Annotated in this window: 19 protein-coding genes; 8 read left to right on the top strand and 11 right to left on the bottom strand. The window is 69.0% G+C overall.

The features are described 5' to 3' along the window. The first annotated feature begins 63 nt into the window (after window positions 1–63). Window positions 64–1,371, top strand: a complete 1,308-nt coding sequence (locus tag QH168_RS02270; protein ID WP_280232690.1) for a cytochrome P450 — start codon at window positions 64–66, stop codon at window positions 1,369–1,371. Window positions 1,372–1,481: 110 nt separating this feature from the next. Here QH168_RS02270 and QH168_RS02265 read toward each other — a convergent pair whose 3' ends face one another. The 7 genes from QH168_RS02265 to QH168_RS02235 form a co-directional block, all read right to left on the bottom strand. Continuing rightward, window positions 1,482–3,050: a carboxylesterase/lipase family protein gene (locus tag QH168_RS02265; protein WP_280232689.1), complete on the bottom strand. Its 1,569-nt coding sequence runs from the start codon at window positions 3,048–3,050 to the stop codon at window positions 1,482–1,484. Between the two features lie 153 nt (window positions 3,051–3,203). Further along, window positions 3,204–7,049, bottom strand: a complete 3,846-nt coding sequence (locus QH168_RS02260; RefSeq protein ID WP_280232688.1) for an ABC transporter ATP-binding protein — start codon at window positions 7,047–7,049, stop codon at window positions 3,204–3,206. Window positions 7,050–7,117: 68 nt separating this feature from the next. Further along, a complete protein-coding gene (locus QH168_RS02255; protein WP_280232687.1) occupies window positions 7,118–8,476 on the bottom strand; it encodes an LLM class flavin-dependent oxidoreductase in 1,359 nt (452 codons plus the stop codon). A 12-nt stretch (window positions 8,477–8,488) separates the two neighbouring features. Next, window positions 8,489–9,211 (bottom strand): ABC transporter ATP-binding protein, encoded by a 723-nt coding sequence (locus QH168_RS02250; RefSeq protein ID WP_280232686.1) that lies wholly within the window; start codon window positions 9,209–9,211, stop codon window positions 8,489–8,491. Beyond that, window positions 9,187–10,038, bottom strand: coding sequence for an ABC transporter permease (locus QH168_RS02245; RefSeq protein ID WP_280232685.1), 852 nt, complete (start codon window positions 10,036–10,038; stop codon window positions 9,187–9,189). The genes QH168_RS02250 and QH168_RS02245 overlap by 25 nt, the downstream gene beginning before the upstream one ends. Continuing rightward, on the bottom strand, window positions 10,035–11,075 hold the full coding sequence (locus tag QH168_RS02240) for an ABC transporter substrate-binding protein (RefSeq protein WP_280232684.1): 1,041 nt from the start codon (window positions 11,073–11,075) through the stop codon (window positions 10,035–10,037). The genes QH168_RS02245 and QH168_RS02240 overlap by 4 nt, the downstream gene beginning before the upstream one ends. Window positions 11,076–11,246: 171 nt before the next feature. Continuing rightward, on the bottom strand, window positions 11,247–12,395 hold the full coding sequence (locus tag QH168_RS02235) for an ROK family transcriptional regulator (protein ID WP_280232683.1): 1,149 nt from the start codon (window positions 12,393–12,395) through the stop codon (window positions 11,247–11,249). 111 nt (window positions 12,396–12,506) lie between these two features. Here QH168_RS02235 and QH168_RS02230 point away from each other — a divergent pair, with 111 nt between their 5' ends. After that, window positions 12,507–12,725, top strand: a complete 219-nt coding sequence (locus QH168_RS02230; RefSeq protein ID WP_280232682.1) for an FmdB family zinc ribbon protein — start codon at window positions 12,507–12,509, stop codon at window positions 12,723–12,725. Between the two features lie 32 nt (window positions 12,726–12,757). On the opposite strand, the gene QH168_RS02225 is transcribed toward QH168_RS02230, so the two are convergent. The 4 genes from QH168_RS02225 to QH168_RS02210 all read right to left on the bottom strand — a co-directional run bounded on the left by QH168_RS02225 (window position 12,758) and on the right by QH168_RS02210 (window position 16,471). Next, window positions 12,758–13,033, bottom strand: coding sequence for a SelT/SelW/SelH family protein (locus tag QH168_RS02225; RefSeq protein WP_280232681.1), 276 nt, complete (start codon window positions 13,031–13,033; stop codon window positions 12,758–12,760). A gap of 90 nt (window positions 13,034–13,123) precedes the next feature. Beyond that, window positions 13,124–13,513: a YchJ family protein gene (locus tag QH168_RS02220; protein ID WP_280232680.1), complete on the bottom strand. Its 390-nt coding sequence runs from the start codon at window positions 13,511–13,513 to the stop codon at window positions 13,124–13,126. Between the two features lie 43 nt (window positions 13,514–13,556). After that, window positions 13,557–13,889, bottom strand: a complete 333-nt coding sequence (locus tag QH168_RS02215) for a hypothetical protein (protein ID WP_280232679.1) — start codon at window positions 13,887–13,889, stop codon at window positions 13,557–13,559. Between the two features lie 155 nt (window positions 13,890–14,044). Next, window positions 14,045–16,471: an AAA family ATPase gene (locus QH168_RS02210; protein ID WP_280232678.1), complete on the bottom strand. Its 2,427-nt coding sequence runs from the start codon at window positions 16,469–16,471 to the stop codon at window positions 14,045–14,047. Window positions 16,472–16,920: 449 nt separating this feature from the next. Between QH168_RS02210 and QH168_RS02205 the strand changes: the two genes are divergently transcribed. The 6 genes from QH168_RS02205 to QH168_RS02180 all read left to right on the top strand — a co-directional run bounded on the left by QH168_RS02205 (window position 16,921) and on the right by QH168_RS02180 (window position 24,893). Further along, window positions 16,921–19,428: a DUF5691 domain-containing protein gene (locus QH168_RS02205; protein WP_280232677.1), complete on the top strand. Its 2,508-nt coding sequence runs from the start codon at window positions 16,921–16,923 to the stop codon at window positions 19,426–19,428. Next, window positions 19,425–20,513, top strand: coding sequence for an ATP-binding protein (locus tag QH168_RS02200; protein ID WP_280232676.1), 1,089 nt, complete (start codon window positions 19,425–19,427; stop codon window positions 20,511–20,513). Before QH168_RS02205 ends, QH168_RS02200 begins: the two co-directional genes overlap by 4 nt. Then, window positions 20,471–22,945, top strand: coding sequence for a DUF5682 family protein (locus QH168_RS02195; RefSeq protein WP_280232675.1), 2,475 nt, complete (start codon window positions 20,471–20,473; stop codon window positions 22,943–22,945). The genes QH168_RS02200 and QH168_RS02195 overlap by 43 nt, the downstream gene beginning before the upstream one ends. Continuing rightward, a complete protein-coding gene (locus QH168_RS02190; RefSeq protein ID WP_280232674.1) occupies window positions 22,942–24,126 on the top strand; it encodes a vWA domain-containing protein in 1,185 nt (394 codons plus the stop codon). Before QH168_RS02195 ends, QH168_RS02190 begins: the two co-directional genes overlap by 4 nt. A gap of 126 nt (window positions 24,127–24,252) precedes the next feature. Next, window positions 24,253–24,570, top strand: coding sequence for a hypothetical protein (locus QH168_RS02185; RefSeq protein ID WP_280232673.1), 318 nt, complete (start codon window positions 24,253–24,255; stop codon window positions 24,568–24,570). Between the two features lie 74 nt (window positions 24,571–24,644). After that, a complete protein-coding gene (locus tag QH168_RS02180; RefSeq protein ID WP_280232672.1) occupies window positions 24,645–24,893 on the top strand; it encodes a CopG family ribbon-helix-helix protein in 249 nt (82 codons plus the stop codon). Window positions 24,894–24,969: the final 76 nt, after the last annotated feature.

Here is a 24,969-nt window from a genome sequence, read left to right as displayed (position 1 = left end):
CTGATGCGCGCGTTCCGTACGGTGGTGATATCGCACACATCAGACGACGGGGTCGGGTGAGAGATGAAGCCACAGTATTCGTTCCGGTGGTTGTCGATGCACGGTATGCCGCGTGCGGTCCTGCGCACGCAGGCGCGTCGTGGTGACGCGTTCGCGCAATTGATGGGCGGGCCGGACGGGGTCGACGACCCGTATCCGCTGATAGAGCAGTTACGCGGCGCGGGCCGTTTGCAGCGGGCGTCCATCGCCTGGGCCAGCTTCGACCACGGTTTGATCCGAACCATTCTGCGCGACAACCGGTTCGGGGTACGCACCCCGGAGAGTTTCGCGCTACCGGGACCGCTGCGTCGGCTGGCCGGACATTTCCCGGTACCGCCGAACCCGGTGGAACCGCCGTCGATGCTGGTGATCGACCCACCCGAGCACACCAGGATGCGTAAACCGGTGTCCTCGGCCTTCACGCCACGCGCCATCGGCAGACTGCGCGACCGGGTCGAGACGGTCACCGCCGAACTGCTCGAGGCGCTACCCGCCAACGGCAGCGCGGATCTGGTGGAGTCCTATGCCGCGCAGGTGCCGATCGCGATCATCTCCGAGATGCTCGGCTTCCCCGACCGGGACCGCGAGATGTTCCTGCGCTGGGGCGATCGGATGACCCCGCTGCTGGACCTGGGGATCTCCTGGCGGGCGCACAACCGCGCGATGGATGCCACCCATTTCATGAACCGCTACCTGATCGACCACATCGAACACCTGCGCCGCACGCCCGGCGACGACATTCTGAGCACCCTGGTCACCGCGGGCGAATTGGATACCGAAGAACTCATCGCGACCGCCAGTCTGCTGATGGGGGCCGGTTTCGAGACCACGGTGAACCTGATCAGCAATGGTGTCGCCCAGCTGCTCGCCCACCCCGGGCAGCTGGCCCGGTTGCGCGAGGAACCGGAGCTGTGGCCGAACGCGATCGAGGAAGTGCTGCGGTTCGATCCACCGGTCCAGACCACGGCGCGCAACACACTCGAGGATCTGGAGCTGGAGGGTGTGCCGTTGCGCGCCGGTGCGACCATCGTGCTGTCACTGGCAGGGGCGAACCGCGACCCCGCGGTCTTCGAGGACCCGGCTCGTTTCGACGTGACCCGCGCCGATGCCAAGGACCATCTCACCTTCAGCAGTGGTATCCACGTCTGCCTCGGCGCCAGCCTGGCCCGCATGGAAGCCACCCACGCCCTGCGTGGTCTCTTCGAACGCTTCCCCGACCTGCGCCTGGACGGTCCCCCACGTCGCAGGCAATTGTTCACCCTGCACGGCTACGAACACATGCGGGTGAACCTGGGTCCACGTGCGCGCAGCCCCGAACCATCGACCGTCTGAGCGACCGGTGGCCGAACGCGGCTTCGAACACAACCCATGACAGCAGCCGGTCTACTCCGATTTTCGAGCGACACGAGACCGAACACGCGGTGCGCCCGATCGAACACCGGTCAGGCGAAGCCGACCGCCTGCTCACCCCATGCGGTGTGCAGATCGTGTTCGGGATCGTCGACGACGCGGTCGACGGCATCGATGAGCAGCGTGGTGCGGGTGGCCGCGTGGTAGGGCGGCCAATGCTTGGAACCGTCGAGTGCCGCCGGGACACCGTGCCGGGCGAAGGCCAGCCAGCGTCGCATCATCCGGCCGGATACCTCGGTGGCCACCTTGCGACCGCCCAACCAGAACGTCGGGTCATGGTTGAAGGTGCCGAAATTGCCGAAAACGTACGGCAATTCGGTCGCGTGCCCGGCGCCGACCCGCGCCGCGCGCAACATCGGCGTGGCGTGGTCGAACCGGTACATCCAGGTGCGGGAGTGCCGGGAGTGGGCATCGGCGACCCAGTGCGCGGGCATACGGAACGCGGCATCGGTGGACATGGCCAGCGCGCCACGCGGTGTGGCCAGATCCGGATAGGCCGAGGTGATCTCGGCGACGCGTTCGTGCGACATACCGGGGTGGCTGTCCTGCACGCCGTTGAGCATCGCGTTCACCGCCTCCGGCGTCACCGGCATGATCGGGGAACGGAACAACCGGAACAGCGAGGCCTCGTCCTTGTTGGTGCCGATCATCAGCGGCACCTGATGCGAGAGTCCGGCACGGAAACGGTCGGTCGGATAACCGGGCAGCAGATCGCCGTCGACGACAGGGGCAGCCGCGAGGGTGCCCGGCGCTTGGATCGGCACCTCATCGATCAGCACCGAGGCCGCGTCGATGATCCGGTCGATCGGACATTCGAGCAGTTCGGCGGCCCGCTCACGGGGCAGGTCGATCAGCTCCATGAACCGGTCGGCCACCTTGGCGGCACGTTCGAGACCGAAGACCGTCGTCGCGGGCGGGCTCTGCGCGATCGCGCGATGGAACAGGCCGGCCGCACGGGGTGCGGTGAGCAGTGCGGTCACGCAACCGCCGCCGGAGGACTCGCCGAAGAGGGTGACGTTGTCCGGGTCGCCGCCGAAGGCCGCGATATTGCGCTGCACCCATTCGAGGGCGTAGAGCTGATCGTGCAGGCCGAGATTGGGCACGAAGTCCGGCGACAGCGACGACAGATCGAGGAATCCGAGCGCGCCGATCCGGTAGTTGACGGTCACCAGCACCACATCGCCGGTCTCGACCAGTTTGCGGCCGTCGTAGATGCCCTGCGCCGCGGTGCCGAGGCAGTAGGCGCCGCCGTGCAACCACACCATGACCGGGCGCGGGGCGTCATCGAGGCGGGCCGGGGCGAAGACATTGAGCCACAGACAGTCCTCCCCCATCCGCAGGCCCTTATCGATGGGGACGGTGTTGTCCATGTTCTGCGGCGCGATATCGCCGAACTCGGTCGCCTCGCGGATACCGTCCCACGGTTGCGGTGCGCGCGGCAGCGAGAACCGGTGCGGGCCCGCCGGTGCGGCCGCGTAGGGGATGCCGCGCCAGACGAACACCTCGCCGTCACGCCGTCCGCGCACCCGGCCGTACTCGGTCTCGGTCACCGGCCCGGACTCGTCCTGCGTGGCTGTCGCTCGGATCAACTCGGTGCTCATCGCAGTCCTCCTCACGCCTGTGTCTATCGAGGGTACGACGATGTTCGCCGCTGCCGAGGCCATCGCACGGCCCGATCGGACCGGCGGGTCGCCGACGACACGCCGGTCCGCAGTTCAGGCCGCTGATTTGGACGCGCTGTCTGCTCGATCACCTCAGCGGACCGGTAGGGCCCGGCGGCGGCCCACGGCGGGCTCGGTCGGCGCCGTGCGCTCACCCACATACGCCGCCCACAACCTCCGATAGGCGCCGTCGCGGGCGAGCAACTCCGCATGGGTGCCGGTCTCGAGCAGCCGTCCGCCGCCGACGACCGCGATCAGATCCGCATCGGCCGCGGTGGCCAGCCGGTGGGCGACCACGATCGTGGTCCGACCCGCGGTCAACACGTCCACCGCCGCCCTGACCTTCGCTTCGGTCGCGAGATCGAGCGAGGCGGTCGCTTCGTCGAGGATGAGGATGTCGGGTTCCCCGAGCTGGGCTCGCGCCAGCGCCAGCAATTGACGTTGTCCCGCCGACAGGCTGCGGCCGTGTTCACCGATGGGCTGGTAGTAGCCGTGTTCGAGAGTGGCGATCATCTCGTGGGCACCCACCGCGCGGGCGGCCCATTCGATCTCGGCCGGGGTGGCCTCGGGTCTGCCATAGGCGATGGCGGCGCGCACGGTGTCACCGAACAGGAACGGTTCCTGCGGCACCACACCGAGCCGTTTGCGGTAGTCGCGCAGACGGTAGCGGCGGATGTCGACGCCGTCGACGAGCACCGCGCCCTCGGTCGGGTCGTAGAACCTGGCCAACAGCTTCACCAGGGTCGATTTACCCGCGCCGGTCTCGCCGACCAGCGCGACCTTCTGGCCGGGTTCGATCCGCAGATCCACCCCGGACAGCACGGTGGCGGCCGCCGAACCCGCGGCGGAATTCCGGGCCGCATAGGCAAACCCGAGGCCGCGCAGATCGATCGCGCCGTCCAGCCGGTCGACCGCGCGTGCCTCGGCGGCCTCCGGTGTGGTGACCTCGGTGCGCATCAGCTCACCGAGCCGGTCGACGCCGACCACGGCCTGCTGATAGCTGTCGAAGACCTGCGAGAGCTGCTGGATCGGGGAGAACAGCAGGTCGATGTAGAGCAGGAAGGCGATCAGGGTGCCTGCGGTGAGCAGTCCGGCGCGGACATCGTGCACGCCGACGGCGAGAACCGCAGCGGTCGCGATCACCGAGACGAGTTCGATGAACGGGAAGAACACCGCCATCAACGTCTGGCTGCGCAGCCTGGCCGCACGGTAGGCCGAAGAGCGACGCTCGAATTCGGCCTGATTCACCGCTTCGCGCCGGTAGGCCTGGGTGACCTTGATGTTGTCGACGTTCTCCTGGAGGTAGGCGTTGACGACGCCGACCCGGTCGCGGGCCAGGTTGTAGGCGGGCACCGACAAGCTGCGGAAGACGATCGTCGAGACGATCAGGATCGGCAGCAGGGCCAGCACCACCGAGGCCAGCGCGGCGTCGATCACCAGCAGCGCCACGACCACACCCGCGATGGTGACGGTGCTGGTGAGTGCGGTGGCCAGACCGGTGTGCAGGAATGCCGACAATCCGTCGACATCGGTGGTCATCCGCGTCATGATCCGGCCGCCGAGTTCGCGCTCGTAATACGGCAATCCGAGCCGCTGCAAGTGGGCGAATGCCTTGATCCGCAGCCCGTACAGCAGCCGCTCACCGGCGCGGCCGGTCACCCTGACCTGCGCGACACCCAGCGCCCAATCCAGCGCCACCACCGCGAGCGCACCGGCCGCCGCGATCAGCACCACCTCGGCGGCGCCTGCCAGCACTCCGTGGTCGATTCCGTAGCGGACCAGGAACGGAATCAGCACCTGGGCCAGCGCGTCGAGCCCGACCAGACCGAGCCCCGCCAGCAGCGGCCAGGCGAACGGTCGCAACAGTCCGGACAGGGCGAACTCGTGATCGGGCGTGCGGGAAAACGAATGCGCCACCTCGGGTTCGCCGTGCAACCGTGGCAGCCGATCGATCAGCGCCCTGACATCGCCGCTGGGTGGCGCGGCGGCGAGCATACCGGCCCCGGCCCCGCGGCCGACCGCTCCCGGCGCGCCCGCCGCGCGCTGGGAGAAGGCCTTGGCCACCTGTTCGAGCGTGCGGGCGTCGTCATCGTCGCAGGCGGGCTCCACCCAGAGCGGTTCGGTCGGCGAATCCGGCCGCACCGCTGCGGCATCGGGGCCGATGCCCTCGGCTTCCGGCGGGGTGAACAACGCGCGGAACAACTCCCCCGAATCCTGTAGTTCGCGCAGGGTGCCGAGTTCGGCCATCCGCCCGGCGTCGAGGACCGCCACCCGGTCGGCCAGTTCCAGCGTCGATATCCGGTGCGCGACCACGATGGTCGTGCGCCGCTGGACCTCCGCAGCGATCCTGGTGAAGATCAACTCCTCGACCTCGGCGTCGATGGCCGAGGTGGCATCGTCGAGCACCAGGATCGGGGCGTCGGTGAGCAGGGCGCGGGCCAGGGCGATGCGCTGACGCTGACCACCGGACAGCCGTTGGCCGCGCTCACCGATCCGGGTGTCGAGCCCGTCGGGTGTGGCCGCGACGAACTCGTCGGCGGCGGCCAGATACAGGGCGTGCCAGACCTGTTCGTCGTCGGCGTCGGGCCTGCCGTAGGCCACATTGGCGCGCACCGTGCCCGCCATCAGGTGGGTGTCCTCGAACACCATCGCCACCTGGGCGCGGGCGCCGGGCAGAGCGCGCAGGTCGACGCCGTCGAACCGCACACTGCCCGCATCCGGGTCGTACAGGCGCGCCAGCAACTGCACGAGCGTGGATTTGCCGCTGCCCGCCCCGCCCGCGATCGCCACCGTCTCCCCCGGCTCGACGGTGAGGTCGACGCCGTCGAGCACGGCCTTGTCGTCGAAACCGAATCCGACGCCACGGAATTCGACGCGCGGCGGTGCGCCCACCGGGGTCGGCGGCGCCGGATCTTCGGCCGGCACCGCGGTCTCGATCACCTCACGGACCCGGTCGAGGGACGCTTTGCCCTGCTGGCTGACTGTGAGCAGCATGGAGAACTGGCGGATCGGGCCGACGAACGAGCCGAGGTAGGTCATGAACGCCAGAAAGGTGCCGAGGGTGATGGAGTGCCGCAGCGCCAGCAGCCCACCCGCGATGAGGATCAGGGCCTGCCCCGCCGCGGGCACGGCCTGCATGGCGGGGGCGAACCGGCTGGTGATGCGCGCTACCCGCAGCCGGGACCGGAACAGATCGCGGGCCCGCGACTCCAGGCCCTCGATCTCGTGCTGTTCCTGTCCGAAACCCTTCACCACCCGCACACCGGCGACGGCCGCCTCCACCTGCATCGCCACCTCGGCGGCGCGGGCCTGGGCATCCCAGTTGGCCGGGAACAGCTGACGCTGGCTGCGGCGGGTGATGAACCACAGGGCGGGCACGACCAGCAGCGCGATCAGCGTCAGCGGCGGGGACAGCACGGCCATCACCGCCAGCGCACCGGCGAGCAGGACGATATTGCCCGTCACCATCGGGATCAGCTGCAAGAACATCTGGATCAACGTGACATCGGTGATCGCCCGGCTCACCACCTGCCCCGTCCGCAATGCCGCCTGATCGCGGCCGTCCAATCGCAGCAGCGCGGCGAACACGTCCCGGCGGAGATCGTGCTGAACACCGAGCGACAGCTTCGACGACGCGACCCGCCGCGCGAAGGACGCACCGAACCGGACCACCCCGACCGCGAGCAGCAACACCACCCATGGCGCCACCGAGGCGGCGGTCGTGGTGAGCGAATCCACCACATGCCGCACGATCAGCGGCAGCGCCGCGGTCAGCACGGCCGCGAGCACCGCGCCGAGAGCGGCGGCCACGACGAGCCTCGGATGGGCGAGGCAACGCCGCCACAGATAACGCAACCAGCCTGATCCGCCCGGCACGGCGTTACCGGCCACGCCCTGCCCGTGCGCCGTCTGCGCGCTCTTGTTCTCCGCCGCTGTCACTGGGTTTCCCGATCTCCTTCCGGCCCGCCCGGCCGCTGTTCGCCCCGGCACCACAGCCGGGGCGCCCCTCACTGCGCCGCGGCGAGCGCCTCGTCCGTGTCGTACTGGTTCACCGGACGGTCGAGGCCGTAGTGGCCGCGCAGCGTGGTCTCGGTGTATTCGGTGCGGAACAGTCCGCGCTGTTGCAGGATCGGCACCACCTCGTCGACGAACCGGTCCAATCCGGACGGCAGCACCGCCGGCATGACGTTGAAACCGTCCGCGGCACCCTCACGGAACCATTCCTCGATGGTGTCGGCGACCTGTTCGGCCGTCCCGGCGAATGTGCGGTGGCCGCGCCCGCCGCCGAGCCTGCTGATGAGTTCGCGCAGGGTGAGGCGTTCCCGGCGAGCGAGATTCACGATCAGGGTGAACCGGCTCTTGGCGCCCTGGATATCGTCCTCGGTGGGCAGATCCGCCGGCAGTTCGCTGTCGAGATCGAGTTCGGCGATCGGCAGCCTGAACCGCTCGGCCAGCTGTTTACGCGCGTACTCCGGCGAGATCAACCGGGACAGTTCGGCATCGAGTGCACGGGCGTGCGCTTCGGTGTCCCCGATGACGGGCACGATGCCGGGCAGGATCTTGATCGTCTCCGGGTCACGGCCGAGACGACGGGTGCGCTCTTTGAGGTCGGCGTAGAACGCCTTGCCGTCCTCGAGCGTCTGCTGTGCGGTGAACACGGCCTCGGCGTAGCGGGCGGCGAAATTCTTGCCGTCCTCCGATGAGCCGGCCTGCACGAGCACCGGATAGCCCTGCGGCGAACGCGGTACGTTGAGCGGGCCGTCGACGGAGAAGAACTCACCGCGATGGGCGATCTTGCGCACCTTCGCGGCATCGGTGTGGATACCGAGCGCCTTGTCCGCGATCACCGCGTCATCGGCCCAGCTGTCCCACAGTTTCGTCGCGACCTCGACGAATTCGGCGGCCTTGTCGTAGCGCAGGGTGTGGTCGGGGGTGTCGTCGAGTCCGAAGTTGCGGGCCGCGTCGGCGCCCGCGGTGGTGACGATGTTCCATCCGGCCCTACCGCCGCTGACCCAATCGACCGAGGCGAATCGGCGGGCCAGATTGTAGGGGTCGTTGTAGCTGGTGGACGCCGTGGCGATCAGGCCGATCCGACTGGTCTGCACGGCCACCGCCGTCAGGATGACGGTCGGTTCCAGCTTGCCGCTCGGGCGGCGGCCGGGATCACCCATCAGCACCGGACTGTCGGCGAAGAAGATCGAATCGAACTTGCCGCGTTCGGCGGTCTGTGCGAGCCGCACATAGTGGTCGATATCGATATGGGCCAGCGGATCGCTGTCGGGCAGTCGCCAGGCCGCCTCGTGATGGCCGACCGACATCAGGAACGCGTTCAGATGCAAAAACTTCGAGGAGTTGTCGTTGGTCATGGGAGGGTCCTTTCAGACCGCGGCCGGGGCGATGCCCAGCGAGGCGAGCAGGGTACGGCGGATGTGCTGGAACTCGGGCAGGCTCGGATCACGCTCGCCGGGCAGCTCGACCGTCACGTCGACGGCGATGCGTCCTTCGTCGAGCACGAGGACCCGGTCGGCGAGCGCGATGGCCTCGTCCACGTCATGGGTGACCAGCAGCACCGTCGGGCGATGCCGCCGGATCAGCTCACGCAGCAGCTCGTGCATCTTGATCCTGGTGAGCGCGTCCAGCGCGCCGAAGGGTTCATCGGCCAGCAGCAGATCCGGTTCACCGACCAGCGAGCGGGCCAGCGACACCCGCTGCTGTTCACCACCGGACAGTTCGGCGGGCCAGGCCTTCTCCCGACCGGCGAGACCGACCTCGCCGAGCACCTTCACGCCCGCCGCCCGCCGCGAACGCGGCTGTCCGTAGAGCACATTGGCCAGCACCCGCTGCCAGGGCAGCAGCCGGGAATCCTGGAACACCACCGAGGTCTTGGCCGGTACCCGCAGCGCCCCGGAGCCGTCGACGTCGTAATCCAGGCCGGCCAGCGCCCGCAGCAGCGTGCTCTTACCGGAGCCGCTGCGACCGAGTAGTGCGACGAACTGGCCGTGCGGGATGCGCAGATCGAGTTCGTCGAGCACCCGCCGGGCGCCGAACGCGCGGGTCAGCGCACGCACCTCGACCTCTAGTTCGCGATCGTTCGACGCCATGACAGCACCCTTCGCTCGAGCAACCGGATACCGGCGTCGGAGGCGAGGCCGAATGCACCGTAGACGGCGAGGCCGACCAGGATCACATCGGCCTGCCCGTAGTTCTGCGCGTTGGTCATCATCTTGCCGAGGCCGTCGATCGCATTGACCGACTCGACCACGATCAAGATCAGCCAGGCGCCGGTCACCGACAACCGCAGGCCGAGGAAGAACCCGGGCAGTGAGCCGGGGATCACGACCTGCCGGATGAACGTCGACCGCGAAACACCCTGCACCTCCGACAGTTCCACCAATCGCTTATCGATCGTGGTCAGCGCGGCATGGGTCTGGATGTACATGTGCACGATGACACCGAGGGTGATCAGCACGATCTTGAACGTCTCGCCGATCCCGAGCCACAGGATCAACAGCGGGACCAGCCCGAGCGTCGGGATGGACCGTTTGAGCTGGATCGGCCCGTCCACCAGGGATTCACCGACTCGGGACAGGCCAGCGACCAGGGCGAGCCCGGTGCCGATCAGGACACCGATGACCAGCCCGATGGCGGCACGCTCGAGCGAGGCGCCGATATTGGCCAGCAGCGAACCGTTGATCAGCAGGTCCCAGCCGGTCTCGACGACCGTCCACGGGGCCGACAGCTTGCGTTCGTCGAACACTCCGAAATACACACCACCCGCCCAGATCGCGAGCACCGCAACGACACCGGACAGACGTGCGAACGGCACCGATTTGCCCGTACCCAACCGGCGCAGCGGGCGGCGGTCGACGAATCCGGCGCGGACGGGCACAGCGGATGTGGCCACCGAGCGGGGCAGCGCGATGGTCATGACGCGTCCTCGGTCCGGTACTGCGGCGCGACGGCGTCGGCGGCGATGCATTCGAACCGGCGGTCGAAGAGTTCCTCCGCATCGAAGGATTCACCGAAATAGCCGGATTCGGTAACCAGGTCGATCGTTTCCTGCTCCCAGGCGATGGCCTCGTCCCAATTTTCCGGAAAATACGGTTTCGGCGTGGTTTCGAGAATTCTGCGCCCATCATCGGCGGAGACTTCTTGATCTTTCACGTAATACGCTTGGATCCATTCTTCCGGATGTTCCCAGGCCCATACTTCACCGCGGGCCCAGAATTTGACGAACTCCTTCGCCGCGGCGAGTTTCGCCGAATCCTGCAATACCGCGGTCGGCGCCCAGATGACCGAGAGCGCATCGACCTCCTTGGTCTCGACACCGGTGGCGCCCTGGCTGGCGTATTGCGCGAGGTACTTCGTCAGCGACGGCTCACCCAGTGGCGCCACATCGATCTGACCGCCCTGTAGGGCGGTGAGGAACTGCGGGCTGTTCAGTTCCACCAGCTCGACCTCGTCCAGGCCGATACCCGCCGATTTCAGGGTGCGCAGCACGACCACGCCCTGCGCCTGACCGGGAGAGAACGCGATCCGCTTCCCGCGCAGGTCGGCGATCTGACGAATATTCGAACCGGGCGCGGTGGCCAGCTGATAGTTCGGCAGATCGCGCACCTTGACGCCGATGATCTTGGCGTCGAGGCCGGTGGCGTGCGCGTGGATGGGCGGGATGCCCGCATTGGAGGCGATATCGACCGCACCACCGCGGAAGGCCTGGATGACATCGGGGCCCGCCGAGACCGCGGGCCAATCGGTGACGGTGAACGGCAGTTTGCCCAGTTCGCCGGAGGCTTCCAGCGCGACGCGGGTGGTGCGCACCGACACCTTCACTTCGGTTCCGGCCGGAACCGAGTCCGGCAGCGCGGCGGTCAGCGCGATATCGCCGCCGTCGTCGGTCGCGCATGAGGCGAGCAGACCGGCCGCGACGGCGGCCAGCGCAATTCGTCGAATTGTGAATCGCAAGGTGACTTCCTGAGTTCGATTCTCGATAGGGGTTTCCGGGATCAATCGACCGGGCAACACCTGATGAGAGCGACGAATCCGGCGAACCCGGCGGTCGAAATCTTCATAGGAGAACTCTGACGAATAGCGGTGTCCGCCGTCAATTTTCGTTCGTCTTAAAATTAGTCGGAATCAAACGACGCGCGATGCGAGCGCGGTGAGTGGCGCGTCGAATACACCGTGCAGGACGACCGCCGCCGCGCTCATCTCCAGAATCCGTCCCTGGAACGAGGACCCGAACACCACCTGCTCGGGATTCGCGCACACCACCGACTGTTCGCCGACCGCCGCCAGGTACGCGTCGGCGATACCGGGCAGACCGAAGCCGCGATCGGCGATCACCACGGCATCGGGGTCGAGCAGATCGACGAGGGCGGCGACCACCCCGCCGAGGGCGAAGGCCCGGTCGAGGAACAGCGCGTGCGCGAGTGTGCCACGCGCGCCCGCCGCCGTCAGCAGCGCGGGAAATTCCGGTGCGCCGATCGCCGAGCGGGCGAGTGCGGCCGACACCAGGGCGTGATCGGCCAGTTCGTCCAGTGGTCGCCGCGGAACTCCGTGCGCCAGTGCGTTGTCCGTGCCGAGCAGCCGGGCGATCGACCCGGCCGCCGACCGGGGACCGTAATGCACCTGACCGTGTACGGAGAACGCCGCGTCGATCACATTGCCGACGAACAATACGATCGAACTCGCCGCGCCCCTGGTCCGGCCGAACAATTGCTCGGCATGCGCCAACGCCCTGGTGTGATTGTCGAGTTCGGCGCGCAGACCGGTGTGCGCGGTGAGGTAGTCCCGCACCGCCACATCACGCCAGCCCAGAAACGAATGGTGCACGACCTTGCCCGCGACGGTGTCCACCCAGCCGCCGGTGGACACACCGAGCCCGAGGATGCGCACACCGCTCAGCTCCTCACGCACCCGCCGCACTTCGGCGGCCGCGGCGGCCAGCACCACCTCCGGCGCGGTGGACGTATGCGGCAGTTTGATGGTCGAACGCAGACCGCCGCCGAGATCCACCACGGCCACCGTGGTCTGCCCCGCCGCGATATGCACCGCCACCGCCACATTGCCCGCGATATCCAGCTCCAGCGGACTGAACGGACGGCCGATGCCGGCACCGGTCGTCTCCGGCAACTCCACCAGCAGACCGGCCTCGACCAGCGCTCTGGCCTGCCAGGTCAGTGTGGCCGGAGACAGCGCGGCATGCCGTGCGATGACGCTGCGCGGTGCGGGCCCCAGTTCCAGCACTGCCCGCAGGACCGATCCGGCGCTGCCGTCCGCCATCGCCGTCACCTCACCCTCGCTGATCGCTGGGCACAGCGTATGGAGCGGCGCCGCCCCGGCGGAGGTTTCGGCGCAGGCTGATTCCAAGCGCCGCGCCGCTACACTCGGCAGATGCCGAGTTACAACTTTCGGTGTCGCAGCTGCGGTGACACCTTCGAGGTGAATCGTCCGATGGCCGAGTCGTCGGCGCCCGCCACCTGCCCGAGCGGGCACGACGACACCGTCAAACTGCTCACCACCTTCGGAACGGTCGGCCGGGCCGCGGCGCCGGCGCCCGTCGCCGCGCCCCGCCCATCGGGTGGTTGTTGCGGTGGCGGCTGCTGCGGCTGACACCGCACAGTCCGGTCGCCGCGGGCGACGGGTCAGTCGCGGCGATCGGTGTGGCCGAGGTCGCGGTCGGGGGCGACACGATCGCGGACCCGCTGCTTGAGCACGGCGATATCGGGAAATCCCCCGTCGGCCTTGCGTTCCCAGATCTGCTCATCGTCGACGGTGATCCGGAAGACCCCGCCGGTGCCGGGAACCAACGCCACCTCACCCAGTTCGGTGGCGAAGGTGCTCAACAATTCCTGCGCCATCCAGCTCGCCCGCAGCAGCCAGCGGCACTGGGTGCAGTACTCGATCGCGACACGTGGCATGAGCGAACCCTACCGGGCAGATGGCAGCCGACGACGCCTGACCGGAGACCCTACGTATGACGCTCCGCTACGCACGCGAGCCATGGCCGGTCAGTCGGTGACGACTCCGTCGACATACACCCACCCACCGCTGTCCCGGGTGAAGCGGCTGACCTCGTGCAGTGCTCCGCGTCCGGCACCGTCGCGGTAATGCGCGGTGAACTCGACCGTGCCGGTGTCATCGAACGGACCGCCGCGTTCGGTGCGTTGGATCTCGAGGAACAGCCAGCGCTGGTCGGGGTCGAGTTCGAGGCGTTTCGGGCGGGTGCGCGGATGCCAGGAGCGGCGCAGATGATCGACGTCGCCGATCGCGAACGCGGTATAGCGCGAGCGCATCAATGCCTCGGCGGTCGGTGCGTCGCGTTCACCGGCCAGTATCGGCCCACAGCAACTGCCGAACGGTTCGCCGCGTCGACACGGGCACGGCTGCGTCTGCTCCATGGTTCCGATCATCGCGCGTCCCCACCGCACGCCGGGCACCGGCTCATCGCACCGCGGCGAGTTCGGCGGCGATCCGGGCGGTCTCCTCACGCCAGCGACGCAGTTCGGTGGCGCCGGGCGCCAACTCGTAGTCGTGATGATGGGTGGCATACGACAGCGCCGACCACAGCGTCGCGATCCGCGCCGCGGTCAGCGGTCCCGCGAAGGTGCGCAAGGCCAGCAGCTGGGCGCGCATCGGGCAGCGCGCCAGCTCCGGCGCCACCCGCGCCCACAATTCGTCGACCACCTGTTCCAGCGCGATCCGCAGAATCCACGCCGTGGCCCGCGACCACAGGCCGCCCGCATCGGTGACCGTGCCGTCGAGCAGATCGTCCACCGCAGCCAACCGTTCCGCGACGGTCGGCCGGGCCTCGCCAGACCGTGCATCGCGACGCGGCGGGTTCGCTGCACCGCGCTGCGGTCTCGGGCGCGTACGCCCACCCCGACCGCGGGTCCCCCGGCGACGACGCCGGGCCGGACCGGCGTCCTCACTCATCGCGCCAACCAGTCGACGAGCTTCTCGGTATCGGCGATGAGGTCGTGCATACTGCGCCCGATCGGCACATGGGCGCCCGCGGTAGCGTCACGGAGCGCGCCGACGGCCCATTTACCTTCGCGGGCAAGGTGTTTACCCAGGTCCTCGATGCGACCGGACGGACCGAGCACCGCGAGCGCGACCATCGCCCTGGTGGATTGCGCGGTGTCGATGAGACGCTGCACCTCGCGGTGGTCGACGCCACCGGCGAGCAGCTCGCGCCGCGCCCTGGCCAGACTGGCGGCTTCCAGCGCCGAACGGCAGCAGGTGGCGACCAGTTCGTCGGCGATCGCGGGCGGCAACTGCGGGGTGCGGATGAGCGCGCGGGCGTCGTCGAGATAGCGCAGGACCGGATCACCGGACACCCGCACCTCCACCCGCGATCGCTCCCGCCGCTGCACTTCGAGCACCCTGGCATCGATCTGCATCCGACGCACCGCCTCGGCCAGCCGCTCGTCATGGGTGAACACCACCACCTGACGGGTCCACGCCACCGTCGCGAGCACCCTGGCCAGCCCGTCGACCTTGGCCGGATCCATCGCCTGCACCGGATCATCGATCATCACGAACCGGAACGGACTGTCCTCCACGGTGGCCCGCGGCAGGAACAGTGACAACCCGAGCGCATGCAGCTCGCCCTGGCTCATCACGCCGAGCGCCGCGCCGTCCACCTCGTCGACAGTGACATCGAGCAGTACCCGGCGCGCGGTATTGACATTGCCCTGCAACCGGATTCCGCCCAGTTCCACATTGCTCTGCTGCCGCAGGCTGTGCCAGACCCAACGCGCGGTGGTCTCCAACGGCGCCATCCGTTCGCCGCGCAAGCCCGCGGTGGCAGCCTTCAGCCACTCCTCGGCCCTGCGCACGGTCCGCAACTCGTCCGCGTGCGCGGCCACCGCGCGGGCGCTGTCGAGCCAGGCGGCGATGCGCGGGGTCAGCGGCGCCCAGACCTCGTCGAGCCGGTCGAGTTCCTTACGGGTGCCCTGCTGGAGGAGTTCGAGTTCGTCGACCAGGCGCGCATGGGCCGCCAGCAACCGGCCGGGCAGGTCGGCGGCGAACTCCGTCTCGGTGAGCGCCGCCCACTCCGCCCAGGCACGGCGGACCGCTGCGGTATCCACGCTGGGTGGATTGCGTGGGTCGAAGGCCAGTTCGGTGGGGAGCTGCTCAGGCAGCGATCGGGCCGCGCGCAGCGCACCGTCGAGTTCCTGACGGGCACCGGCCAGCGCGGCGACCCGCTCGGTCAACGCCGAGATGGCGACATCGGCGGCGCGGGACCAGTCCGCGTCGAGGGTGCCCTGTCCGCACACCGGGCAGGGGCAGGGGCCAGCGGCCGCGGCGTGGTCGCGGGCGCGGGTGAGCAGTTCCAGAATGCGCAGATCGGCCTCCGCGTCCGCGGTGGTGTCGCGGTCGAGCGCCGCGGCACATTCGGCGAGCCGGGCCGCGACCTCGGCCACTTCGGATTCGGCGGGCAGCCGTAGGCGGACGATGGCGCGCAGGCCGTCGGGTTCGCCCCCGGTGTCGGAGCCGAAGAGTTCACCCTCGACGGCGGCGAGATCCGGTGCGGGCGGGCGCAGCAGTTCGGCCATCCGGACGGCGCGATCGTCGGCGACGGTGGCCAGCTCCGCGAGCAGTTCGAGGCGTTCCTGACGGGAATCGCGCGCGGCGCGTTCGAGTTCGAGCCGCCGCAGGCGGATGGTCTCCTGCGCGATGGTGAGTTCATCGAGGCCGAGCAACTGGTGCAGGGCATCGAACAACTCACTCGGTTTGCCGTCGACCAGTGCGCCGAGCTCGCTGTAGGACAGGAACGGGCGATACAGCTCCAGCGGCACCGACCAGCGCCGAGCGGGAAACGGTGCGCGACCGGCGACCGTACGCTGGGTCCATTCCGCCTCCGAGAGGGCCGCACCGGGCGCCCATTCCTTGGTGACGGTGAGTTCGGGGCGCGCACCGCCGGCGAGTAGGTCGAGTTCGATGCGCGCCGGTTCGGGTTCGTGCAGGTTGCGCCACCCCTCGCGCCAGGCCGCGGACCGCCCGTCCCAGCGCCGGTTGCCGCCGGTGAGGGCCAGCTCCGCGGCCTCGGCGAAACTGGATTTCCCACTGCCGTTGCGCCCGACCACCAGGGTCAACCCGGGTCCCGGCGCGAGTTCGAGAGTGGTCTCGGCGCCGATGCCGCGGAACCCGCGCACCCGGATCGCGCGTAGGAAGATGCCGGTGGCGCCGAATTCGGCTGTGGGTTCGCTCGATTCGAGATCGCCGAGCGCCGCGAGCACGGTGTGCGCGATATCGGGGGTGACCGCCGGATCGGATGCGAGCCGCCGCGCGACCAGCTCGGCCAATCGGGGCGCGTCCCGACTCGTCGCCTCTGTTTCGGAATTCGTGCGCATACCACCCCCTGCACCACCGAACCGCGGCGCACCTCCACCCCGCGCGCGGTCGCACTGTACGAAAGCTGTCCGAAACGCTACCCGATAGCCGGGCGTAGGCACAGATGAGAAAACGGATGAGAAACTGCCCGCGGGGATGGAATTGGCCATCGAAACGCGGGGCTGCGCTCCGATGTCCACCCCTCGCCAGCCCCGACGGGCAGCTTGTTGGTGTAGCACCCTGTGCGGGTGGCTCGGGCGAGCCGAACAGGTCAGGATGCCAGAGGTCACACCACAATGCAAGAGATACGTGGGGTGCTCCGGTGCCGAATAATTCGACGGCACACTGGATTTCCCAGGTCGCGGCGGGTATCGGGCGAACTTGTCGGTGGGGTGCGGTACAAATCCGGGGACCGCATGCAGGGGGCACGTCGAGCAGGGGGAATCATGGGATACGTGAGGCAGAGTCGGTGACGGCGCGCCGGAATCCGGGCACGGCGCAGCAACGCCGGGTGCGGGTGAGCGCGGGACTGGCCGAACTCGATATCTGGCTGGCCGACCAGGTGCGGACCGGGCTGGCGCAGTCGGATCGATCGTTCGGCGCGTTCGAGACGATGGCGGCGCGGATGGTGGACGCGCAGGCGCCCGGAGTCGCGGCGATGCTGCGGCAGGTGCCAGCGGCCGTACTCACCCGGTCCGATTGGCCGCAGGTGGTGCTCGACCGGTACGCCCGGCTGCATCTGCTGATCACCGCCCATCGCCGGCTCGACGAGTTGCCACCGCCGCTGGCCGCGGGTGTCCGCACCCATATCGGCTATCCGACGAAGACCGATGCGGTGCGCGCCGAGCCACCCGTCCGCGATCACTGGATGACGTTGGGCGTGCGCGTCACCGAAGACGAACGCCTCTATACCCGCCGCACCTGGCTGTACGGGCGGCGCGGCGGGCGTTGGGCACTGCTGATCGAGCACAGCTTCGATACGCCCGCATTCGCGGCCGAAGCGCCCCCACTCGGCGGGATGACCGACGCGGATGTGCACTTCTATCCGGCCGCCGCGCCGCTTCGGGCGCTGTGGGGCGCCGCGCACGGCACTGCCGAACCGTTCACCACCGTGCCACGCGACACCGGGTCGGGTATCGCGGCGGCGCTGGATCGATACGGCGAGGCGCTAGGGGCCGACCCGTGGCTGAGTGCATGGCCCATGATGCTGTCCGATGTGGTGCCGGTACCCGGCGAACAGTGCTGGTACCTGGCCGAACCCGATGGCACCGCCCTGCCGTTGGCGACCGCCGAACCACCCTGGCGGCTGCTCGGCGTCTCCGGCGGCCATCCGGTCGCGGTGACCGCCGAATGGACCGACGGCGGACTGCTGCCGCTGTCGGTGCTGTCCTCGGGCGAGGTGATCGATGTGGGAGCCGCCGCGATCGCCGGCGGTGGCCGTGGTGCGATCGCGTCGCCAGAATTGGCCTCGGCGGCCCTGCTCGGCACCGCACGCCGTGCACCGAGCACCGGCACGCTGCCGGCGCCCGTCGCGGCGGCGGCGAATCGGCTCGAGACCGACCCGGCCCTGCTGCTGCTCGAATCCGCCGCGCTGGACGCCGCTTTCACCCGCGGCGGAACGCTCCCGGACACCGCTGCCCTTCCCGAACCTGCCGACGACGACCCACGCACCCAGCTACCGCGCGCCGCGGCCGAACGGCTGACGCAGCTGCTGCGCGACCGTTCGCGCTTCCTACCCGAATGGCTCGCCGCCGCAGCGCCATCGGATTACCGCGTGCCCGACGCACTGTGTGCCCAGCTACTGGAGTACGCGGCCGGCCACGCCGATATCCGGGAGCCGCTGCTACGCCTCGCCGGTACTCGTGGGCGCTGGCTGGCGGCCCGGAACCCGGCCTGGCGCACCTTGATCCGACACACCGCCACCTCCGGACCGGCCGAATCCGACGACGCGTGGCGCTTCGGACTGCCACTCGAACGGACAGCGTGGCTGGCCGCCCTCCGCCGGCGCGAACCGGCCGCCGCGCGCGCCGCCCTAGCGGCGGTATGGACCTCGGAATCGGGGCCGCTGAAAGCCGAGCTGCTCGCGGTGCTGCGCGGCGGAATAGCGCCGGAGGACGAACCGCTACTCGACGCCGCACTCGACGATCGGCGCGGCGATGTCCGCCGTACCGCGGCCGAGCTACTGCGGCTGCTGTCGGGTTCGGCGTTCGCACGGCGCATGACCGAACGGGCCGGAGCCTGGGTGCGGGTGAGTCGGCGGACCCTGCATCCTCGGCTGGAGGTCGGTATTCCGGACGAGCTGGACGACGCCACGATCCGCGACGGCATCTCCGACCGCGCGGGCGAGTTCGGCTATCGCTGGGCCGGTGGCCCCGATACGGCGGCCGCGCGGCTGCGTCATCTGGTGGCGGCCACACCGCTGGCGCACTGGGAAGCCGCGCTCGGCTCCCCGCAACGAGCCACCGCGGCGGCCATCGAGGATCGGTTCCGTCAGCCGATGTTCGACGGCTGGGTCGATGCCACCCTCGCCGAACGCGATCCGCGCTGGGCGCGGGCACTGTTCGACGCCGGTGTGCCATCGGATCTGGCCATGCTGCGTCGCCGCGAACTGTTCGGTCTGCTCCCGCTCGCCGACCGGATCCGGCATGTGCTGCGGCTCGACGGCGCGTGGCTGTCGGAGATCGAGGCGCTGCTGCCCGCCATCGGGCACCCCTGGCCGCAGCCGGTGGCCCGCCATGTGCTGCTGTTGCTGCACGAACGCGCACGGGCGGCCGAACGACGTCCCGGCGCGCACGGCACCACACCGGCCGCGCACCGCTCGCTGCTCACCGCCGCGTCGGTACATCTGCCACCGGCCGCGGCGTCCACCGCGCTGTCGGTGGCCCGCCGATGCACCGACCCGGCGTGGACGGCGGCGTTCTACCGCCTGGCCGACGACATCACTACCCGATCGACGATGCTCGAGGAGTTGCAGTGACCGAATCCGCTCTGCTGCGTCCACACGCCGAACAGGCCTTCGCCGACGAACTGCGGGCCCTCGCAGCCGCCGACGATCGACCACGACCACCGTCGTGGCGGCTGTCGCCGTGGGCGGTGGTCACCTATCTGCTCGGCGGCACCCTCGCCGACGGCACGGTGATCAGCCCGAAATACGTGGGACCACGGCGGCTGATGGAGGTCGCGGTGGCCACACTGGCCACCGATCGGGCGCTGCTGTTGCTCGGTGTGCCCGGCACCGCCAAGACCTGGGTGTCGGAACATCTGTCGGCCGCCATCAGCGGCGCCTCGACCCTGCTGGTGCAGGGCACCTCGGGCACCGGCGAGGAATCGATCCGCTACGGCTGGAACTACGCGCGACTGCTCGCGGAGGGCCCGAGCGACGGCGCGCTGGTGCCCTCACCGGTGCTCACCGCCATGCGCACGGGTGCGATCGCCCGGATCGAGGAACTCACCCGCATCCCCTCCGACGTCCAGGACGCCTTGATCACGGTGCTGTCGGAGAAGACGCTGCCGATCCCGGAACTCGGCGCCGAAGTGCAGGCGGCCAAGGGTTTCAATGTCATCGCCACCGCCAACGACCGCGACCGCGGCGTCAACGAACTGTCCTCGGCGTTACGGCGGCGCTTCAACACCGTGGTGTTGCCGCTACCCGCGAGCGAGGAGGACGAGGTCGCCATCGTCACCCGGCGGGTCGAACAGCTCGGTACCGCGTTGGAGCTGCCCGAGGTGCCCGCGGCGGCCGAGGAGGTGCGACGTGTGGTGCGGATCTTCCGCGAATTGCGCGAGGGCGTCACCGCCGACGGGCGCACCAGGCTGAAATCGCCGTCGGGCACCTTGTCCACGGCCGAGGCGATCTCGGTGATCACCAATGGCCTCGCGCTGTCGGCGCATTTCGGTGACGGCGTACTGCGCGCGGGCGATGTGGCGGGCGCGGTGCTCGGATCGGTGATCAAGGATCCGGTGGCCGATGCCGTGGTGTGGACCGAATATCTGGAGGCCGTGGTCCGGGATCGGCCCGAATGGAACGATTTCTATCGCGCCTGCCGGGAGGTCACCGGGTGAGCGCGGCGTCCGCCGACGCCCACCCGGAGATCGACGGGCCACGAACCCGCGTATTCGGGATCCGCCATCACGGCCCCGGGTCGGCGCGATCGCTGCGCCTGGCGCTCGAGCACTACGCGCCCGACATCATCCTGATCGAGGGGCCCGCCGACGCCGATCCGCTCATCGCCTACATCGATGATCCCGACCTGGTGCCGCCGGTCGCCATGCTCGCCTATGTGCCGGATACGCCCACCCGTGCCGCTTTCTGGCCCTTCGCGCTGTTCTCCCCGGAGTGGCAGGCGCTGCGCTACGGCGCCGAACACGATGTGCCGGTGCGTTTCTGCGATCTGCCCGCCACCACGGTGCTCGCTCTGGACGCCGAACCCGGTGACAGCATCGACCCGCTCGCCGAACTCGCCAGCGCGGCCGGATACGACGACCCCGAACGCTGGTGGGACGCGGTCGTCGAATCGTCCTCCGACATCAGCACTTTCGATGCGCTGACCGAGGCGATGGGTGCCATTCGCGACAGTGTCGGCCGGTATCAGGGGTCGTCGTCCACTGTGCCCGGCGATCCCGGAACCGAATTCTTCCCCGAGTCCGGTTCGGTGGTGGATGCCGTCGCGACCACCGATGACGCGGCCATGCCGCCAGAAGTCGCACCGGTCGACCGAACCCGGTACCCGCCCGACATCGATGCCGACCGCGGCAACGGGGGTACCAGCGATAACACCGCACAAGAACAAGATTCACCCACCATCGATATGCACACGCTGCGACGCGAGGCGTATATGCGGCAGACGATCAGGAAGGCACTCAAAGGCGGCGCCCAGCGGGTGGCGATCGTATGTGGCGCCTGGCACGCACCGGCGCTGGTGGAGCCATTCGGTCCGGCCGCACCCGACACGCGATTGCTGAAAGGCCTGCCGAAGGTGAAGGCCCGACTCACCTGGGTGCCGTGGACACATTCGCGGCTGTCGGCGGCCTCCGGTTACGGTGCTGGCGTCACCTCCCCCGGCTGGTACCACCACCTGTTCACCGAGACCGAGCAGCCCATCGCCCGCTGGCTGACCAAGGTCGCGACCGCACTGCGCACCCACGATCTACCGGTGTCCAGCGCGCACATCATCGAGGCCGTGCGACTCGCCGAAACCCTCGCCGCACTGCGTGATCGACCGCTGGCCGGACTCGCCGAGGTCACCGAGGCCACCAGGGCGGTGCTGTGCGACGGCGACGAGACCATGCTGCGACTGATCGGCGCCGAACTGGTGGTCGGCGAGGCGCTCGGCACCGTCCCGGCGACGACCCCGATGGTCCCGCTCGACGCCGATCTGCGGGCGCAGATCCGCACCCTGCGACTGAAACAGCAGCCACAGACCACCGTCGTGGAACTCGATCTGCGCAAGGAACGCGATCGGCTGAAATCCCGGCTGCTGCACCAGTTGCGGATCCTGGAACTGGAGTGGGGCACACCGACCGACAGCGAGGTGCGCGCCACCGGCACCTTCCGGGAAACCTGGGCCCTGCGGTGGGAGCCGGAATTCGCGGTGGCGGTGATCGAGGCCGCCCGCTGGGGCACCACGGTCCGCTCCGCCGCCGCGACGAAACTCCTGGATACGGCCGCAGGTGATCACCGCACCGTCGGGGATCTCACCGACGCACTCGGCCTGGCGCTGCTGGCCGATCTCGGTGGCGCCACCACCGAACTCATTCACAGGCTGGAATCGGTCGCGGCAGTGGACCACGACGTCACGCATCTGCTCGCCGCCCTGCCCGCCCTGGTGCGCACCCTGCGCTACGGCGATGTGCGCGGCACCGATACCGCGGCCCTGACCCATGTCGCCGACGGCATGCTCATCCGCATCTGCGCTGGCCTACCCGGCGCGGTCACCGGCCTGGACACCGATGCGGCCCAGGAACTGCGCGCCCTGATCGATGCCGGGCACACCGCCATCCATATCCGCGACGACGCCGAGGCCCGCGAATCCTGGCTGACCACCCTGCATCGCATCGCCGACCGCGACGATGTGCACGGCGCCATCGTCGGGCGCACGGTGCGGCTGCTGTGCGATGCCGGTCGCATGGATGCGGCCGAATCGGCGCGCAGGCTCGCCGCGGCATTGTCGATCGGTAACACCGCCACCGCCACAGCGGAGTGGATCGACGGGTTCCTCGGCGGGCGTGGGCTGCTGCTGGTGCACGATCGCGAACTCCTGCGGCTGGTCGACGATTGGCTCGGCACACTCGACGACGACCAGTTCGTCCGGACCCTCCCGCTGCTGCGCCGTACCTTCGGCGCCTTCGAATCCGGTGAACGCCGTGCCATCGGCGCGGCCGTACGCGACGGTGTGTCGACGACCACCGACGACAGCAACCAGCGGCCACTGGACGTCGATCGCGGTGCCCGCGCGATGCGCGTGGTCGCCGACATCCTCGGGGTGGGTGCATGAACGATACGCGCGACGAACCAGCCGACGAATCCGGCGAATCGCAGACCCGCCGTTGGCGTCTGGTGCTCGGCACCGCTGCCGAACCCGAACTCGGCGGCCTCGAATCCGGTGACGATGCCGCGATGGACGGTGCGCTGTCCACGCTCTACGACAGCGATCGACCCGAGTCGGGGCCGCGGTCGGCGGGTTTGCAGGGTTCGGCGCCGCGCGTGGCCCGCTGGCTCGGCGATATCCGCACCTATTTCCCGTCATCGGTGGTCGAGGTGATGCAGCGCGACGCCATCGAACGGCTGAACCTCACCCAGCTGCTGTTGGAACCGGAACTGCTCGAGGCGGTGGAACCGGATGTGCATCTGGTCGGCACCCTGCTCGGCTTGAACCGGGTGATGCCGGAAACCACACGGGCCACCGCACGCACCGTGGTCGAGCGGGTGGTGCGCGATATCGAACGGCGGATCGCCACGCGGACCATCACCGCGGTCACCGGAGCGCTCGATCGCGCGGCGCGGGTGCGCAGGCCACGTCCGCGCGACATCGACTGGGACCGCACCATTCGCAAGAACCTGGCCAACTATCTGCCCGAGCAGCGCACCGTGGTACCCGAACGCCTCGTCGGTTACGGCCGCCGCGCCACCGCGGTGCGCCGGGATGTGGTGCTTGCCATCGACCAATCCGGGTCCATGGCCGCGAGTGTGGTGTACGCGTCGGTATTCGGTGCGGTGCTCGCCTCCATCCGTTCACTGCGCACATCGCTGGTCGTCTTCGACACCGAAGTGGTGGATCTGACCGAACATCTCGCCGATCCGGTCGATGTCCTGTTCGGCACCCAACTCGGCGGCGGCACCGATATCAACCGCGCACTCGCCTACTGCCAGACCCTCGTCACCCGCCCCGAGGAAACGCTGTTCGTACTGATCTCCGACCTCTACGAGGGCGGTATCCGCGACGAAATGCTGCGCCGGATCAACGCGCTGAAGGAATCCGGCGTACAAACCGTCGTCCTGCTCGCCCTCTCCGACGAGGGCGCCCCCGCCTACGACCACGACAACGCCGCCGCCCTCGCCGCACTCGACATCCCCACCTTCGCCTGCACCCCCGACCACTTCCCCGACCTCCTCGCCCTGGCCCTCGCCCGCGGCGACCTCCGCACCTGGGCCAACACCACAACAGGACGACCATGACCGACAGGGACCCGGCAGCGGGTCGCCAACCGAAAAACTGACGTCGGCCTACGACTGGAGCGGCACCCCGATTCGCCACAGTCAGAGCAGATCGACCATCTCCAGAAAATGTAATACACTTCTGGCGTGCGGATCACCATCCTCGAATGCGCGAGAAAGCACGGGATAACTGAACAGGAGATTCGGGCGGTGGTGTCGTATCCACTGCTACGCGTGCAAGTGACCCCGCGACTACCCGGCGCTGCGCCGCACCTCTTCATCGGAAACTTCGATGACGACGAGCCGCTACTCGAGGTCATTGCCGACCTCGTCGATCCCGCCGAATGGGTTGTCTTCCACGCGATGATGTTGCGACCCCAGACGGTCAGGCAGCTCCAGCTGGAGGCGCTACTCGGGGACAGCGACCTTGCCCGGCAACGACCGGAGAGGAGAGACAACCTATGAGCACGAAAGGCTCGAGTCGTGAACCCGTAGGAGGCGGCGACCGGAGGCAGCTCACCGTCGCCGACTATGAACGAATGGCCGACGACTACGCGGCAAACCCGGTCCGGGACACCGAGATCGTCGGGCCGGTGGAGATCGGCACGACTGTGCTGCGAAAAGGCCGCCCTGCGGGCATCAGGAAGGGAAACACGCCCGGACAGTCGGTACGACTGCCCGATGCTTTGCGTGAACGCCTGGCCGCCCAGGCCGAACGTGAAGAAGCAACCCCGAGCGAAGTCATCCGGCGAGCCGTCTCGGAGTACCTGGACCGGCATTCCGCATAAATCGCCGCGGTCGATCATTGCGGCGACAGCGATGCCGCCGCGCTTCCACAGCTGAGGTGATTGCGGTCGCGGGCGC

This window comes from Nocardia cyriacigeorgica (assembly GCF_029868385.1).
Taxonomy (GTDB): Bacteria; Actinomycetota; Actinomycetes; order Mycobacteriales; family Mycobacteriaceae; genus Nocardia; species Nocardia cyriacigeorgica_F.
The sequence above is the reverse complement of the archived record's forward strand: the minus strand, read 5'-3'. Positions and strand labels throughout refer to the sequence as shown.